We start from the raw sequence: 16,408 nt of genomic DNA, 5'->3' as shown, positions 1-16,408 counted from the left end.
TGATGGCAATCTCCGGGATCATAATGACTCGGCAGCGCTGCCGAAAGCCCCGGCCCGGCATTCAGTCCGGCGGGGTGTCGTCCAGGCACATCAAAGTTTCGATCCGCGCCGGGCTGAACGGTGGACGTGGCGCCGAGGGTTGCCAGCCGAACAGGTGCTGCAGTGCGCCGCCGCAGACCCGGCCCTGGCAGGCGCCCATGCCGCAGCGACTGGCCAGCTTGGCCTCGCGCCAGCCCGTGTGCCCGGCCACTGCCGCATAGGGCACGTCTTCGCAACGGCACACCAGCGTATCGGCCTGCGCCAGCGACTTGAGCTGCGGGTCGAGGGCGAATGCTTTGTTCAGGGCCTTGGCGAAACCCTGCCAGCGCGCCCGGCGTGGCCATAATTGTCGAGCTGCCTGAAGGTCACCGACGGCGGTATGGCCGGCGATCGCGCCTTCGACCAACGCCAGTTCACTGCCACCGAAGCCGGTGCATTCGCCCGCCGCGTAGTGATCGGCGCGGCTGCTGGCCTGCCAGGCATCGACCGCGAGTGCCTGGTCATCAAGGGCGCAACCCAGGGCCTGGCCGAGCTGAGTATTGGGAATCAGGCCGAAGCCGCAGGCCAGGCGATCACAGGCCAGCTCGAGGATTTTTCCCTGCTGTTTCAAGCGCACGCCTTCCAGCCGCTCATTGCCCAGAGCGGCCAGCACGTGAGTCCCGCTACGATAATGACGGTCGAACAACCTGAACGACTGCAGCAGTTTGTTGGGCCAGCGCGGCAGTTGCGCGGCGAAACCGGTGACGGCGGCCGTGGCGGCCTGTTCGGCAATGCGCAGCACCTGGGCGCCGTTGTGTTTCGCGGTGGCAGCGCTGGCCAGTAACAACGGCCCGCTGCCGGCGATCACCAGGCGCTCGCCGTGCACGGGCAGGCCGCCCTTGATCAATGCCTGAAGACCACCCGCGCCCGTCACGCCGGGCAGGGTCCAGCCCGGGAAGGGCAGCAGCAACTCGCGGGCGCCGGTACACAGAATCAGTTTGTCGTAACCGATCAGCCAGCCGCGATCGGCATCTTCAACCAGCAGTTCTTTCGGGCCGGCGCAGGCGATCACCCGAGTGCCGGAGTGGCGGCGAATGTTGCTGCACGCCTCCAGTCGCTCACGCATGTGACGGGCCTGATCCGGCAGGCTGGCCTGCGGCCCGTCGCGCCAGATTTGCCCACCCGGCAGCGGATTATCGTCGAGCAGTATGATGCGGGCAGCGCTGGGTGCCGCGGCGAGCGCGGCGGCCATCCCGGCGGGACCGGCACCGATGATCAGCAGGTCGGCGTATTCGTTCATGCTTGAGTCTCCACATTCATGCCGTCGCGACACAGCGTCTGGCAGGCCAGGCGACGTCGGCCGTCGATGGTCACCCGGCACTCCTGACAAACGCCCATGCCGCACAGCGGTGCACGACGCTGACCACTGACCGAGGTGCGACTGCAACCGTCCCCGCCCAGGGCCAGTGCTGCCGCGACACTGGTGCCCTCGGCCACCCTCAACGCACGGCCGTCCAGCATCAATTCAGGCATACACAGGCTCCTTGAGAAAACGCTGCGGCAGATAAGGTTGCGCAGCCAGTGGCGGCGTTTCGTCGAACAATTGCGCGACCAGCAGATCGGCGGTGCCAGGAGCGGTGGTGACACCCAGGCCTTCGTGGCCGACCGCCAGCCATAAGCCTTTGCGTTGCGGGTGCTGGCCCACCAGCGGCAGACCGTCGGGGCTCGCGGCGCGAAACCCGGTCCAGGCGCGGATGCCGTTGAGCTGCGCCAGGCCCGGCATGTAGGCGGTGGCGCGCTTGAGCATTTTCGCCAGCATCCAGCCTTCGACCTGCGGATCGGTGGTGCCGAATTGCCGAGAAGCGCCGATGAACAATTGTCCGGTCGGTCGGGGCTGGATGTTGCAGGCCGTCGAAGGTCCAGTTGCGTTGTGGGCACTGGTGACGTAGCCGAGTTCCACCAGGGTGTGGGTGACTGTTCCAGGGTAGCGGTCGGTGATCAACAAGTGGCCTTTCTTCGCCTCGATCGGCAACTCGGGGCATAGATCGTTGGCCTGGATGCCGTTGGCCAACACCACCGCCTCGGCACTCAGCCACTGACCGTCATCAAGTCGCACGCGGTTGCCATCGACTTCACTGACCCGTGCCCGGCGCTGGCTGATGTTGGGTGCGTCGAGCATCCAGCGTGCGGTTGCCGGGGCATAGAGGATGCCGTCGCCATTGATCAACAGGCCGCCTTCCAGGCCCTTGCGCAGTTCAGGTTCGCGTTGACGCAAGGCACTGCTGGCGATCAACTCGCAAGCCACGCCTTGGGCCTGCAAGTTCAGGTATTTGCTGTGGGCAACGGCCATTTCTTCGGCATCGGCCGCCAACCACAGGGTGCCGTTGCTGCGATAGGCGCAGCCGTCGGGCAAGGCCGGCGCCTGTTCGCGCCAGCGTTGCAGAGAGTATTGGCTCAGGGCCAGTTCTGCCGGATTGTCGTCGAGGACCAGCAGGTGGCCCATGCCCGCCGCCGTAGCGCCGGGCAAGCCGGCATCGAGCACCAGCACGCGCAAGCCGCGCCGGGCAAGCGCCTGGGCACAGGCGGCGCCGATGATGCCGGCACCGATCACGATCACATCGGCCACCCGGCCCTCGCTCACGGGCGAATGCCCCAGGCGAACGGGTCGTCCTGTTCGATGATCAGGCTGGTTTCGGCGCTGATATAGGCACGGCCGCGAATCGTCGGCACGATGCGCTCGCCGTCGATTTCGTAGGAACCCTCGAACTCGCTGCCGATGACACTGGCCTGGCGCCAGATCTGTCCCGGCTGCAACTTGCCGTCGGCCGCCAGGCACGCCAGTTTGGCACTGGTGCCGGTGCCGCAGGGTGATCGATCGTAGGCCTTGCCGGGGCACAGCACGAAGTTGCGGCTGTCGGCCTGCTCGTCTTCGGCGAACAACTCGACATGGTCGATCAACCCGCCGTCTTCGCCACGGATACCCTGAGCCTCCAGCGCCTGTTGCACGGCAAAGGTATAGGCGGTCAACGCTTCGAGGTTGTCGCCGGCAATCTGCAAGCCATGCTCGGCAATCAGGAAGAACCAGTTACCGCCCCAGGCGATATCGCCGACCACCTGGCCGAGCCCCGGCACCTGCAGTGTCAGTCCCTTGCGGTAACGGTAGGCCGGGACGTTGCGCACGCTGACCGAACGGTCCTGGTGCAGCGTCGCCTGCACCGTCCCCACCGGCGTCTCGATGCTGTGCACGCCGGGGCCGATCTTGCCCAAGTGTGCCAGGGAGGCCACCAGGCCAATGGTGCCATGGCCGCACATGCCGAGATAGCCGCTGTTATTGAAGAAAATCACCCCGGCACAGGCTGTCGGGTCCACCGGCTCACAGAGCAGGGCGCCGACCAGTACGTCGCTGCCCCGTGGTTCGAGCATACAGGCGGCGCGCCACTGGTCGTGATGGTCGGCCAGCCGCTGGCGACGTTCGGCCATGCTGCCGCTGCCCAGGTCAGGAAAGCCGGCGGTGACCAGACGGGTGGGTTCGCCGCCGGTGTGGGAATCGATCACGGTGATGCGTTTCATGGGAGGGCCACGTCCGTTCAGATGAGTGAACGAAAGAGTGGCCTGTGCGGGGCTTGCCGGCTTGATGGTTTTATCCAGCACTCATGACGAAATCGGCACAGTGGGTTGAGCTGTCAGTGGCTGTGAGGCAAGTGCTCGAACAGGGTTTTGCAGACCCCGGCAATGTGCTCGTCGAGCAACTTCACCGCGAGATCCACATCACCGGCGCGACAGGCCGCAAGGATTTCCCGGTGTTCGTGATCGGCGCGCTCCTTGCCGGCCGAGAGGCTCATCTGCATGCGCAGGTAACGTTCCAGCTTGTCATTGACCGAGCGGATCAGGCTGACCAGGAACGGGCGTTGCGCCGGTTCGTAGAGACAGGCGTGCAGTTCCCAGTTGAGCTCGGCCCAGCGCCCCACGTCATCTTCGCCGATGAACTCCTGACAGATCCGTTCGGCACGGGCGAAGGTTTCTTCGGTCATGTTCGGAATGGCCAGGCGCAGCACCTTGTCTTCGAGCAGCATGCGCACTTCGAACATCTGCGCCAGTTCCGGCTCGGAGATGCTCGTGACCATCGCCCCGCGATTACGCTGGAACATCACCAGGCCCTCGGCTTCCAGGCGCTTGAGCGCCTCGCGCACCGGGATCTTGCTGACGTTGAACTGGCGGGCGATATCGTCCTGGCGAATCGGTTCGTCCTCGGCGAAATGCCCGGCGACGATCGCATCGCGCAGATGACGGGTGATGATCTCCGAAGTCGAAGGCGAATTGCCCAGGTCCGGTGCGTTGAGTCTAGGTAGGGTCACGGTGGTGGTCGTTCGATGAGATTTGTGGATATGGTATACGAATTCATCCTGGACGTTGCCCTCGACTTTGCTGCCAATCCGACCATTGGTGAGGTCGTAACGTCAAAGCCCGCTGCTGAATATCCTCCAACAGCGGGCAATTCAGCAGAGTTACGACAACTCACCAACCCTCGGAGTCTGCCTGGCAAATCTCATCAGCCAGTAGTAACCGAAGGCCGGCACCACCAACCCGACCACCCAGGCCAGGTCGATGCCGCCCAGTTGCGTGGCCAGCGGACCGACATAAAGGGTGGTATTCATGAACGGGATCTCCACGGCAATGGCGACAATGAAACTGGCGCAGGCGATCCAGTTGACCCGGCCGTAAATGCCATTCATGTCGAAGATGTCGTCAATCCGGTATTCGCCTTTCCTCAGCCAGTAGAAATCGACCAGGTTGATCGCCGTCCAGGGGATCAGGAAATAGCTCATGAAGAAAATGAAGTTGAGGAAAAAGCTGATGAAGTCATCCTGACTGATGGTGCACAACGCCGTGGCCACCAGGCTGATGATCAGCATGAACACGCATCTGACCCTTGGTGTGACGCGCAGGCGGGCGAAGGGTTCGATCACTGTGATGGTCGACATGAACGCCCCATACAGGTTGAAGACGTTGATCGAGACCTGGCCGTAGACGATAAACACGAACAGCAGCAGGGCGACCGGACCGAACAAGCCGGCGACATGACCACCGACATTGCTGGCAAAGTCGGGAATGGCGACGCTGAGGATTGCGCCGAGGATCATCATCCAGGCACCGCCGCTGACCGTTCCGGCGTAGCTGTACCAGAACACCTGGGGCATCGAGGTCTTGCTCGGCAGGTAGCGTGAGTAGTCGGCTACATACGGGGCATAGGACAGTTGCCAGGTCACGGCGATGCTCACCGCCATCAGGAATTTCGCCAGCGAGAAGTCCGTCGCCGCCCATTGCTCTGGGGCGATCGGCAGACTCAATGCGAGCAGCGTGGCGGCGATGAACACCACCAGTGAGAGCAGCGACAGCATTTTTTGCAGCCGGTGGATCAATCGGTAGCCATACAGCGCCACCACGAAACACAGCGCGCCGATCAGCAGAATGTTGCCATTACTCCCCAGCGGACTGACCGTCTCCAGGGCCTGGGCTGCCAGCAAGGTGTTGCTGACGAAGAAGCCGAGGTAGATCAGCATCACGAACAGCAACGGCAGGATCGCCCCGATCACCCCGAACTGCGCGCGGCTCTGGATCATTTGCGGGATGCCCAGCCGGGGTCCCTGGGCCGAGTGCGAGGCCATGAAGATCGCTCCCAGCAGCGAGCCGAGAATGATCGCCAGCGCGCTCCACAACAGATTCAGTCCCAGCACCACTGGCAGCACGCCAGAGGCAATGGTGGTGATGTTCATGTTGGCGCCGAACCAGATGAAAAACAGCGAGCCGGGTTTGCCATGGCGTTCAGCTTCCGGAATGAAATCGATGCTTCTTTTTTCGATACTCATGGCAGTCACTCCTGGCGCTGAAGGCTGGATTGGAGGCGGGCAATAGTGTTCGGCAACTCGTCCGGCTGGTGGGCGAACAGGTCCGGTTGTCGCGGGGCGCAGCAGACGAATGGCTCTCCACTGAGTGAGCGGAGGAATTGCTCGCAGGTGAACAACTCGATGCAGTACACCCAGTTGGCCATGATCAGCAGCGCCGAGTAGTGCGCCGCCTGGGTGGTGGCGGTGCAGGCGTCGGTGATCAGCTGGACGCGGTAACCCAAGGAGAAGGCGTCGAACACAGTGCTCAGTACGCAGACGTCGGTCAGCATTCCGCTGACGATCAGGGTGTCGACACCCAGCTGTTTGAGTCGAGCGTCGAGGTTGGTCTGATGGAAGCCACTGTAGCGATGTTTGTCGATGACCTGCTCGTCCGGGCGGGGCGCCAGGGCGGCGATGATTTCCACCTGCGCAGTGCCGGCCCGGTAGCTGCTCGGGCCACCGTCGTCGGACCTGGGTTCGCCGGGTGGCAGGCCAACACCGTCAGCCTGATTGATATGGCGGGTGTAGAACACCGGGACAGCGTTACGGCGGGCGGCCGTGAGCAATGCAAGGTTGTGGGCGATGACCCCCTGGAGGTTTTCCAGGGGGAAGCCATCTTCCTGTTGCATGTCGATAATCAACAGTGCGTTTTTATTATTCATGGGCAAACCTGATAAAGCGCGCGGCACCAACGGCCGCCACGCGGACCCGATCGAATCGAGTACGAAGCAGAGTACAGAGTGACAGGCCAAAACCGGTCACGCTGTGGTTCTAACTCAGGGTTTGCTCAGGGGACTATCTGCCAGAAGCCGTTCTGCTTGGCCGAAACGCAGGCGCGCAGGCGCTTGAGATGGATGTGCGAAGAGGTCGACTCGCCACGCAGGTACGCCTGTTCAGCGCCTGGCGCAGAGGTAGGTGCAAGTGGCTGGAATCGACGGTTTATCATGAAAATCGACCATGACAGGCAATGCTGATCGGGAACTGCCGGACCCATGCCGGACCGGCAGTATACGTAACCCTTGGATTACTGGAACGCAGGCACGACGTGCTTGATGAACAGTTCCAGGGATTTCTTTTTCTCGGCGTGGGGCAGGCTGTTGTCACACCAGAAGCTGAATTCGTCGACTCCCAATTCCTGGTAGTACTTGATGCGCGGAATGATTTCCTGCGCGGTGCCAATCATGGCGGTTTTGTGGAGACTCTCCAATTCGAATTCCGGGCGACCGGCGAATTTCTCTTCCGGGCTCGGCGCCAGGAAGCCGTTGACCGGCACTTCCTTATTACCAAACCAGGCGTCGAAGGTACGGTAGAACTTCGAGATCGCCTTGGCCCCGACTTTCCAGCCGTCAGGGTCATCGGCCGCGTGGACGTGGGTGTGGCGCAGCACCATCAATTGCGGGCGCGGCACGTCCGGATTGTTATCCAGGGCGGCCTGAAACTTGTTCTTCAGGTCGAGGACTTCTTCGTCGCCTTTCATCAGCGGCGTGACCATCACGTTGCAGCCGTTGGCTACGGCGAAATTGTGCGAGTCCGGGTCGCGGGCGGCGATCCACATCGGCGGGCAGGGTTTTTGAATCGGTTTCGGCACGCTGGTGGAGGTGGGGAATTTCCAGATCTCACCGTTGTGGGCGTAGTCGCCTTGCCACAGGGCACGCACCACCGGGACCATCTCCCGCAGGGCCTGACCGCCGGAGGAGGCGGGCATGCCGCCGGCCATGCGGTCGAACTCCACCTGGTAGGCGCCGCGGGCCAGCCCGACTTCCATGCGACCGTTACTGATCACGTCGAGCAGGGCGCACTCGCCGGCAACCCGCAACGGGTGCCAGAACGGCGCGATGATGGTGCCGGCGCCGAGGTGAATGGTGGTGGTCTTGGCAGCCAGGTAAGCCAGCAACGGCATCGGGCTAGGCGAGATGGTGTATTCCATGGCGTGGTGTTCGCCGATCCAGACCGTGCTGAAGCCACCGGCCTCGGCCATCAGGGTCAGTTCGGTCAGGTCTTCGAACAATTGGCGGTGGCTGACTTGCTCATCCCAGCGCTCCATATGAACGAATAACGAAAACTTCATGACGCATACCTCGAATTTTTTATTGTTGGCCTGTCAACTACAGGCGCGGGATTTGGGGTCAGGCAAAGGCTGGCAGCGCGCCCATCTTGCCGCGGCAATACACCAGCGGGCGGGTTTGCTGCTGCGGCACGATCAGGTTCTTCACGGCGCCAACCATGATGGCGTGATCGCCGCCTTCGTATTCTCGCCACAGCTCGCATTCGATAATCGCCGTGGCATTGCTCAGCAGCGGATTACCCAGCTCGCTGAGCGTCCATTCGATGCCTTGCGCCTTGTCCTTGCCTTTGCGGGCGAAAGCATAGGCTTCATTCTGTTGCTCACCGGACAGCAGGTGAATGGCAAAGCGCTTGTTCTTGATTAGCACCGGATAGGAGTCGGAGCTGTAGTTGGGGCAGAACAGCACCAGGGCCGGGTCCATCGACAGCGAACTGAAGGCGCTGGCCGTCAGGCCGACGATCTGGCCCTCGTCATCCAGCGTGGTGATAACCGTCACACCGGAAGGGAAAGAGCCCATGACTAATTTGTAGACGTTCGCGTCGATCATTGGATGTTCCTCGGTCAAACGGTAGCGCTGTGCGCCTTATTAAATGCTTTGTATGTCTGATGGTATACCGTAATACCTGCTTTGCAAGTGCTTTTTGCGCTGGGCGGACGAACGTCGGTTTTTCGCTGATGCTCAATGAATACGGGGTTTTCAGGCTGATAGACACCTATTTACGGCTGTGAATTGCGGATCAGTTGGTCGGTAAAACCCCGGATCAGTCTTGTTAAAGCATTGGAATACCATAATATGGTGTCCGTCGACGAATCTGTCAAAAACAGATGTGCGTCGCGGTCCAGGCGGCTTGGCGACAGCTTTGTGCCGAGGTACGCGCTTCATGATTTGGCTTCATACAAAGATAAAAACAGGCAAATACATGTCCCAGACGTCCAGTCAAAACCAGCTCATCGAAAATCATACGGTGGATTACGTTCCGCTTGCGGAACGCCATGGAAAGGCACGCGATCTGTTTACCCTGTGGTTCAGCACCAACATTGCACCGTTGCCGATCGTTACCGGGGCGATGGTGGTCCAGGTGTTCCACCTCAACCTGTTCTGGGGGCTGATTGCGATTGTCCTTGGGCACATGATCGGCGGCATTGTCATCGCCCTCGCTTCCGCCCAGGGGCCGCGTATGGGGATTCCGCAGATGGTCCAGAGCCGTGGACAGTTCGGCCGCTACGGCGCGCTGTTGATCGTGTTCTTCGCCGCGGTCATTTATGTCGGTTTTTTTATCTCCAACATCGTCCTGGCCGGGGAGTCGATCCATGGCATGGTCGAGTCGGTGCCATTGCCGGCCGGTATCCTTATAGGTGCCTTGAGCGCGACGGCCATCGGCGTGATCGGCTACCGTTTTATCCATACCCTCAACCGGATCGGCACCTGGGTCATGGGCAGCGCGTTGCTTGCAGGCTTTGTCTATATCTTCGGTCATGACCTGCCGGCGGACTTCTTCAGCCGTGGCAGCTTCAATCTGTCCGGCTGGCTGGCGACGATATCCCTGGGGATCATCTGGCAGATCAGCTTTTCGCCATACGTTTCCGACTATTCGCGTTACCTGCCGGCGGACATCGGCATTGCCAGGCCGTTCTTCGCCACCTACGCCGGGGCGACGCTGGGCACTATCCTGTCTTTCAGCTTCGGCGCAGTCGCGGTCCTGGCGACACCCGAAGGCACACCCGCGATGGCGGCGGTGAAGCAGTCCACCGGCTGGTTGGGGCCGATCCTGATGGTGCTGTTCTTGCTGAATATCATCAGCCACAACGCGTTGAATCTGTATGGCGCGGTCTTGTCCATCGTGACCTCGATCCAGACCTTCGCCAGCAACTGGACGCCGAGCATCAAAGTGCGCGTGCTGCTGTCGACGCTCGTGCTCACCGGCTGCTGCCTGATGGCACTGAGCGCTTCGGCGGACTTCATCTCACAGTTCATCGGGCTGATTCTGGCGCTGTTGTTGGTGTTGGTCCCCTGGGCCTCGATCAACCTGATCGACTTCTACCTGATCAAGCGCGGCCACTACGACATCGCCTCGATCTTTCGCGCCGATGGCGGGATCTACGGACGGTTCAACCTGCACGCGATCGTCGCGTACTTCATCGGCATCCTGGTGCAGCTACCCTTCGCCAATACTTCGCTGTACGTCGGGCCTTACGCCAATATCATCGAAGGCGTGGACCTGTCGTGGCTGGTGGGACTGGCCGTGACGTGTCCACTCTATTATTGCCTGGCAACGCGTAATCAGGCGTTGCTGAGCGAGGCGCGGAAGCTGAGCTTCGCTGACTGATCGATCGGTTTCAAATAAAGGCACCGTGCGTATTAACGTCCGGTGCCTTTTTTGTTGTGAGGGTTTAGGTAGAACTTGTGCCCGGCCCGGATCGAGTTTAGCTGCGGGGCTGTTCAGCCGGTTAAGGAAGAGGGGCCGAACGCGGACTTCTGCTATCCCGTGAAAATAGTCAGGCATCCCATCAACTAGCCATCGCTGTAGGCATATTCGGCAAAGGTTATAGGGACGTTCCTGATGCGACTTTAGGGGGTGTCGCGGTCGCTCAAGATGATCCATCGTTCGGATTTCTCTGGCTGACACCTTCGCAAGGAGCGAACACCCCATGAGCAAGTTGTCCACTTGGCTTTTTGGACGGCAATACACTGACCGGAACTCTCGGTTTGAGGTGCGCGATTCCCCGATCCTGCCGACGCCCGACACAGGCCCGGTCCGCGCATCTTTACCCCCGGAACCAGGCGCCGACGCTCTGCAACCGCTGAAGAACTGGAGCCATCCGTTCAAGGACACGCGCAACCCGCTGCAGCAGTTGACCCACTTGGCCAAGGCGACGGCGGGCTACTACCCCCTGGGACGCAACGGCCTGTGGCACGGCGGCGTGCATTTCGACAGCGGCACCGCCGGCGGCCTGGATCAATCCAGCGTGCAGTGCCTGGCCGACGGTGAAGTGGTGGCTTTCCGCATCGACACGCATTCGCCGACCACGCGCTACTTCATCAACACAATCACCGTCGAGAAACCCTTCTCGCGCAATTTCGTATTGGTTCGTCATCGGTTGCAGCCACCCAATATCGAAGGCAGCCCGGACACGCCGCCCAGCCTGACCTTCTACAGCCTGTACATGCACCTGCAGGACTGGGCGGTGTACCAGGAAGACTCCGCCATCGCTCGCCCGGCGTTCTGGCCCGAGGCACCGACCCGACGCGTAAAGGAGTCGGCGAATGACGTACGCCCCGGAAATCTTGAGCAGCGTGGCCTGAACGTGCGCAATAAGGACTCACAGGGCAAGGTGATCGACCTCCTGCCGCGCGGCGCAGAGGTGACCGTCATTGGTGAGGGGAAATACCGCAAGCTGGAGAACACCCTGGGCCCGGCCAATCTGCTCAACACCGATGGATCGCTACGCGGCTACGTTTCCAACAGCCTTCTGATACCTGTCGCCGGGGACGAGTATCGCATCGCGACCGTGCATGACTCGTTCGACATCCGCGCCGAACCGAGCTTTCACAGCGACATTATCGGGGAGCTGCCGACTGGCACGCACGTCACGGTCAGCGGTGAAGGCCAGTACCGCAAACTGGAGCGCATCAACCAGTACGTGCATTTCGACTGGCTGCAAGGCGAGCAGAAACCGCTGGCAGCGGATCGGGTGGTGGTGCTCGAAACGCCCGTCGCGATCAAGGCCGGCGCGCTGATCGGTCATCTCGGCCTGTATCAGGACGGCAGCGCGGATCAGCCGGAAGAGAAGCTGCACCTGGAAGTGTTCAGTGGCGATGACATCGATTTATTCATCGAAGCCAGTCGAGCCTGGGCCCAGCGCCTGCCGGATAAAGACAAAACCTGGTTAAAGCTCGCCCAAGGCACCGCTGTGGTGACTCATCAAGAAAATGCCACTGCCGCACAACTGAAAATATTGAGTGCAGCCAGCCCACTCAGTGCTGCCGACTTGTTAGTCCCCAAAAGTTTGCTTGATGGTCTGCCGGCCGACAGAAAAATCGCGGTACCGGCGACGGCTGACCGCAGGGCCTGCAACTGGTATCGCCTCGATGGGCTGCTGCACGACGCGGACAACACCCTGCTCGACGGCTGGGTGCGCGAAGAAGTAGGTGTTACACCTTGGCTCAGTCCCTGGTCGTGGGAGGGCTATGACGTTATTTTCGACTACAGCACGCCCAAGCACGCCATGGCCTCGTTTCTGAGTGCTGTCGACCACTTCAGCGAAGCGCAACGCGAACGCTATCGGCCCCTGGCCGACAAAGACGACCAGGGGCCGATGAAGAGCCGGCTGTACGACATCATCGACCGCAACCGCGACGGCAAGATGACCGCCGAGGAACTGCAAGCGGTCCTCCACCTGCCGGCCCACGCGCAGTCGATTTCGCAGCTGATCATTTACAAAGAGAGTGAATGGTTTCACCAGGCGCAAAAGTGGGACGCGCTGGATGAATTGCTCGGTCATAGCGGGTCGACTCCACACTTGAATTGGTTGGCGGAGAAGCAGCGGATCGAGCAACTGAGTTGGTGGGGTGAGGTAGCGGAGAAAGTAGGGTTGCCGTCGTGGGGGAAGGCGTATCACTTTCATCCGGTGGGGTTGGTGGGGAGTTTCTCCGCGGAGAATGATGACAATGATCTTAAGTGGCTGAAAGTACCTTATGGCCAACTGACCTTTGATGTGGAAGGCAATGATATAGAAGATGAGTCGCATCCGTTGTACAGGTACTTCAGTCGGGTTGTGCACTGGCCAGGTGGTGCATCGGGCATCACTATCGGACGGGGCTACGATCTCGGTCAGCGGCCTGCTCCAGAAAGTGACCTACGTGCAGCCGGCGTTGAAGAACAGCTATTAACTTGGTTGATTGGGGCTAAAGGACTTTAGGGCGATACAGCTAAGACTTATCTTGCCCAGGCTCCAGCGGAGATCCTAAATCATAAAATTACTAGAAAGCAACAATATGATATGTTTGTTTCTGTTTATGATTATATGAAAAGTGAAATCATAAGGATCTCAGGAAAGACCGATACCGCTGAGCTATACGGGCGACTGGACTGGGATTTGACTCATGAAAAGATTCAAGAAGTGGTAGTGGACCTGATGTATCGAGGAGATTATGGGGCTCGTACTAGAGAGATTCTTCAGAGGCATATTACCGGAAATGACTTGGCTCGTTTCTCAGAAACAATATCTGACAGGGCCAGATGGATGAGCGTACCTCTGGATCGATTTAACAAGCGTGTTCAATATTTGAGATAATTTTGTGAGGGAATTTTTTTTTGGCGTTATGCTAGCCATTCTTCCAGTGTTTGTGCAGGCGGAGGATGTTAATTATAAGGACGTGTTTAGAGTCGATTCGCATCGGATAGGGAAAGTCGTCGTGCGGTACATAAAGCTATTCTCAGATCCCTGTTTGACTATACAGGCACTAAGCCAAAAACCTGAATGGCAGGTGGTCTCAGCCACGCATATTTGCTCATTTGAAGGTAAGTCGTTTGAAGATGAAGTTGCGGATGCACAATTTGAGGGCGTTTATTTTGCCGAAGATGGTGTTCATTTTACTTTGAGTATTACTCCCTTGCAATTGGCTGCGGAGCAGCGAAGGGCATGCACTGTTCCGGTTGAGCAAGGAGTTATTGGGGAGCTTGTGTGCGCAGGTCCAACCTGAGTTCGGCTAAATGGGAGTTTGCATTGATAATGCACAATTTTTAGTAAAGTCCCTATTTTCGTTTGGTGACTTAAAGTCTAAGCCTATATCTGATAGGGGGTCGTAGTTTGCTCGACTACGATGCACTAGCAGATAGTTTTGATGGTCAGAGAACTTTGCTTTGTCTAACTCAAGGATTTCGGATAAGGAACTCGATCTATGATAGTCAAAATATCATTTTTTGTTATTTTGGCATTCTGCTTAGCCGGCCTGGCCGAAGCCAAGGAATTTGACTATCGGAATGTGCCAGAGGCAGGGACAGGCCGCGTGGGAGATAATCTTGTTCGATATTTGGTTTGGTCGGAGGACCACTGCATCGTTATTCAGAATATGGTTTTTGGTGGGAACGGCAAGGTCTCAGCAGAGAAAAAATTTGCTCATTAGAAGGAAAGCTTTTAGTAATGGTTATGCCGAAGTGGATTTTAAAAAAGGGAGCTTTGAAGGTGGTAAGCTTTTCTTGGACCTTGCAGTCTATCCATTACGTTTAGTTGATAAAGTAATTATGACCTGCGAGGTTGTGTTCCATGATGGTCTGGCAGATCACCTTTCCTGTAAGAAAAAAGAAGAACGTACTGTAGAATATTGTACATGCGGCTCTGCAAAGTTAGATTCTAGAGTTTCCAAGGTCACAACCGCGACGGCAAGATGACCGCTGAAGAGCTGCAAGCGGCCCTCCGCTTCCCAGCCCACGCGCAAGCGATCTCGCAGTTGATCATCCGCAAAGAAAGCGAGTGGTTTCACCAGACGCAGAAGTGGGACGCGCTGGATGAATTGCTCGGCCATAGCGGATCGACTCCACACTTGAACTGGTTGGCGGAGAGCGGATCGAGCAAATGAGTTGGTGGGGTGAGGTCGCGGAAGGGTTGGGTTGCCGTCGTGGGGGAAGGCGTATCACTTTCATCCGGTGGGGATATTGGGAGCATTCACCACTAAGGATGAAGCAAAAATTCTAGCAGGGAAGATTACCTACAATGCGGAAGGCAACGATAGTCCAGGCTCAATGCACTACAGCAGAGTTATCCATTGGCCTGGGAATGATTTGTCTGGAGTAACTTTAGGTCGTGGATATGACATGGGGAGTAGAACAAGGAATGAAATATATACACATATGACTCAGGCGGGTGTTGGCGACGAGAAAGCTAGTAAGATTTCGTTAGCTCACGGCTTAAAGGGGGAAACTGCTGGAGATTTTGTCAGAAATAACAAAGCGTTAATTGGCGAAATAACAAAGAGTCAACAAATATCACTGTTTAACTTGATCTATCCCGCTTATGTAGGTAGGGCTATTTCAATTTACAATAAGTGGACTGAGTCTGAAGTGGGGAGAGTCGCATGGGAAAATCTTGATCCGATTATTCGGGATGTCCTAGTGGACTTTGTGTATCAGGGATTCACTGCGGGACCTAATCCAATGAAGTCTGGGATGCGCAACAGCAGGGATGAAATGATTTCATACGTTCAAAATACACCCGCGATTAGCCAGTATGAGCCAGGGCGGCGGCGAGCTAGCTATTTGAGAGATAATTAACTGGAGAGATTTTATGGCGATGAAATTGATTTTTGGGTTGATGTTTTTTACTTGCAGTTTGTGTTATGCAGAATCTTCTTTGTTGGATGTTTGTTCTCCTGAGGTAGTGGATAGCCAGGGGGTGTATGAGTGCTCTAAGAAAAAGAGCAAGGAAGCCGATTTAGAATTAAATAATGCATATAGAGAGTTGAATGACAAGGTTTCTGTGGATTACAAAGCAGATCCCCTGCTAGGAGATGAGCTTAAGTCCCATATAAAAAAATCACAGCGAGCTTGGATTGTTCTTAGGGATGAGAATTGTGCGATTGAGAGCTTTGTGACCCCCTCAGGAACACAAGCGTTTGAAACATCAATGAACTATTGTATTGCTAGGGAAAGTATCTTAAGAGTTAGATATCTAAGAGGCTTGAAATTCTGACGCTCCGCTATCATTGAGCGTGCGATGCTATCGTCGATTACTTGATTGGTGGTTTGTAAGTGTCAATGACCACATTTTTATGTTTTCTGGTTTTATTGACCCTATGCTGCGCATTTCTAATGCGGAACCGAAGATAGTCCATCCTCAATGGCGATCAAGTGTAGGGCTGATCAGACCTAATAGCAGTCAGTTAAGGAAGATGCGTCGAGCGCGGACCTGTGGCGAGGGGGCTTGCCCCCATAGGCGCTAACCAAATCTCTCGCTCCATAGCTCATCTTGCTGGTATCCCCGCTTTTTTCGCGGGGATTCGCGCAGTGCACGACTGAAGTAATCCCATTTCTCAAGACACGTAAACAACGACAAGCGGGGACTGATCACGCTACAAAGCAACCAATGGATAAAGGCCATTTCACGCCAGCGACAACGCCTCTGAGCCACGTTTTCTTGAATGCCCCTCGCTCTCGACAGGGGAAAAATGCTCGCCTGTGGCGATCAACCGCTCAATAAGGCAAGCCACTAATAATTTCCCTTGCAGCCAGGCTTTCGCGCCTTCCGGGTTTTTCTTTCTCAAGCGCGATAACCCTAGCAATGACTTCATCCGCTTGAACGCCAACTCCACCTGCCAGCGGTGCCGATAAAGGGCCAAGACCTCTTGCGCACTCAGGCAGTCCAAGGTCGTGACCACCACAACGTAGCCTGCTGCCTCCACTGTCTGTGATTGAAGCTGCTTCTGTTTTTGCTTTTTTTGTGC

General features: G+C 57.7%; 18 protein-coding genes. 7 read left to right on the top strand and 11 right to left on the bottom strand.

What is annotated here, in order from left to right; genetic code table 11:
• Window positions 1-61: 61 nt before the first annotated feature.
• The 10 genes from F8N85_RS27340 to F8N85_RS27300 all read right to left on the bottom strand — a co-directional run bounded on the left by F8N85_RS27340 (window position 62) and on the right by F8N85_RS27300 (window position 8,515).
• The gene (locus F8N85_RS27340) at window positions 62-1,318 is read right to left on the bottom strand and encodes an FAD/NAD(P)-binding oxidoreductase (protein WP_150806626.1); all 1,257 of its coding nucleotides are present in this window, start codon (window positions 1,316-1,318) and stop codon (window positions 62-64) included.
• On the bottom strand, window positions 1,315-1,551 hold the full coding sequence (locus tag F8N85_RS27335) for a (2Fe-2S)-binding protein (protein ID WP_150806625.1): 237 nt from the start codon (window positions 1,549-1,551) through the stop codon (window positions 1,315-1,317). The genes F8N85_RS27340 and F8N85_RS27335 overlap by 4 nt, the downstream gene beginning before the upstream one ends.
• Complete coding sequence (locus tag F8N85_RS27330; RefSeq protein ID WP_150806624.1) at window positions 1,544-2,659, bottom strand: NAD(P)/FAD-dependent oxidoreductase; 1,116 nt, start codon at window positions 2,657-2,659, stop codon at window positions 1,544-1,546. Before F8N85_RS27330 ends, F8N85_RS27335 begins: the two co-directional genes overlap by 8 nt.
• Window positions 2,656-3,588, bottom strand: coding sequence for a 4-hydroxyproline epimerase (locus F8N85_RS27325; protein ID WP_150806623.1), 933 nt, complete (start codon window positions 3,586-3,588; stop codon window positions 2,656-2,658). Before F8N85_RS27325 ends, F8N85_RS27330 begins: the two co-directional genes overlap by 4 nt.
• 113 nt (window positions 3,589-3,701) lie before the next feature.
• Window positions 3,702-4,373, bottom strand: a complete 672-nt coding sequence (locus F8N85_RS27320; protein ID WP_150806622.1) for a GntR family transcriptional regulator — start codon at window positions 4,371-4,373, stop codon at window positions 3,702-3,704.
• A 150-nt stretch (window positions 4,374-4,523) separates the two neighbouring features.
• Window positions 4,524-5,885, bottom strand: coding sequence for a purine-cytosine permease family protein (locus tag F8N85_RS27315; RefSeq protein WP_150806621.1), 1,362 nt, complete (start codon window positions 5,883-5,885; stop codon window positions 4,524-4,526).
• Between the two features lie 5 nt (window positions 5,886-5,890).
• Entirely contained in the window at window positions 5,891-6,565 is a 675-nt protein-coding gene (locus tag F8N85_RS27310; protein WP_150806620.1) for a cysteine hydrolase family protein, read from the bottom strand.
• 125 nt (window positions 6,566-6,690) lie between these two features.
• Window positions 6,691-6,849, bottom strand: a complete 159-nt coding sequence (locus tag F8N85_RS34665) for a hypothetical protein (RefSeq protein ID WP_191636273.1) — start codon at window positions 6,847-6,849, stop codon at window positions 6,691-6,693.
• A 78-nt stretch (window positions 6,850-6,927) separates the two neighbouring features.
• Entirely contained in the window at window positions 6,928-7,971 is a 1,044-nt protein-coding gene (locus F8N85_RS27305; RefSeq protein ID WP_150806619.1) for an LLM class flavin-dependent oxidoreductase, read from the bottom strand.
• Window positions 7,972-8,029: 58 nt separating this feature from the next.
• Window positions 8,030-8,515, bottom strand: a complete 486-nt coding sequence (locus F8N85_RS27300) for a flavin reductase family protein (protein ID WP_150806618.1) — start codon at window positions 8,513-8,515, stop codon at window positions 8,030-8,032.
• A 373-nt stretch (window positions 8,516-8,888) separates the two neighbouring features.
• On the opposite strand from F8N85_RS27300, the gene F8N85_RS27295 reads away from it, so the two are divergent.
• The 7 genes from F8N85_RS27295 to F8N85_RS27270 all read left to right on the top strand — a co-directional run bounded on the left by F8N85_RS27295 (window position 8,889) and on the right by F8N85_RS27270 (window position 15,657).
• Window positions 8,889-10,295, top strand: a complete 1,407-nt coding sequence (locus F8N85_RS27295) for a purine-cytosine permease family protein (protein ID WP_150806617.1) — start codon at window positions 8,889-8,891, stop codon at window positions 10,293-10,295.
• A gap of 322 nt (window positions 10,296-10,617) precedes the next feature.
• Window positions 10,618-12,888 (top strand): hypothetical protein, encoded by a 2,271-nt coding sequence (locus tag F8N85_RS35195; protein WP_224795760.1) that lies wholly within the window; start codon window positions 10,618-10,620, stop codon window positions 12,886-12,888.
• Window positions 12,889-13,417: 529 nt separating this feature from the next.
• Entirely contained in the window at window positions 13,418-13,672 is a 255-nt protein-coding gene (locus tag F8N85_RS27285) for a hypothetical protein (RefSeq protein ID WP_150806616.1), read from the top strand.
• 319 nt (window positions 13,673-13,991) lie between these two features.
• Window positions 13,992-14,360, top strand: a complete 369-nt coding sequence (locus F8N85_RS27280) for a hypothetical protein (protein ID WP_150806615.1) — start codon at window positions 13,992-13,994, stop codon at window positions 14,358-14,360.
• A complete protein-coding gene (locus F8N85_RS27275) occupies window positions 14,357-14,548 on the top strand; it encodes a hypothetical protein (RefSeq protein WP_224795759.1) in 192 nt (63 codons plus the stop codon). The genes F8N85_RS27280 and F8N85_RS27275 overlap by 4 nt, the downstream gene beginning before the upstream one ends.
• 76 nt (window positions 14,549-14,624) lie before the next feature.
• Window positions 14,625-15,239 (top strand): calcium-binding protein, encoded by a 615-nt coding sequence (locus F8N85_RS34655; RefSeq protein WP_191636277.1) that lies wholly within the window; start codon window positions 14,625-14,627, stop codon window positions 15,237-15,239.
• Between the two features lie 13 nt (window positions 15,240-15,252).
• On the top strand, window positions 15,253-15,657 hold the full coding sequence (locus F8N85_RS27270; protein ID WP_150806614.1) for a lysozyme inhibitor LprI family protein: 405 nt from the start codon (window positions 15,253-15,255) through the stop codon (window positions 15,655-15,657).
• A 409-nt stretch (window positions 15,658-16,066) separates the two neighbouring features.
• On the opposite strand, the gene F8N85_RS27265 is transcribed toward F8N85_RS27270, so the two are convergent.
• Window positions 16,067-16,408, bottom strand: a 342-nt coding sequence (locus tag F8N85_RS27265) for a transposase (protein WP_150805924.1), incomplete at its 5' end; no start/stop codon positions are given.

The sequence above is a fragment of the Pseudomonas fluorescens genome (assembly GCF_902497875.1).
GTDB lineage: Bacteria > Pseudomonadota > Gammaproteobacteria > Pseudomonadales > Pseudomonadaceae > Aquipseudomonas > Aquipseudomonas fluorescens_BR.
This window is presented reverse-complemented; position numbering and strand designations above follow the sequence as displayed.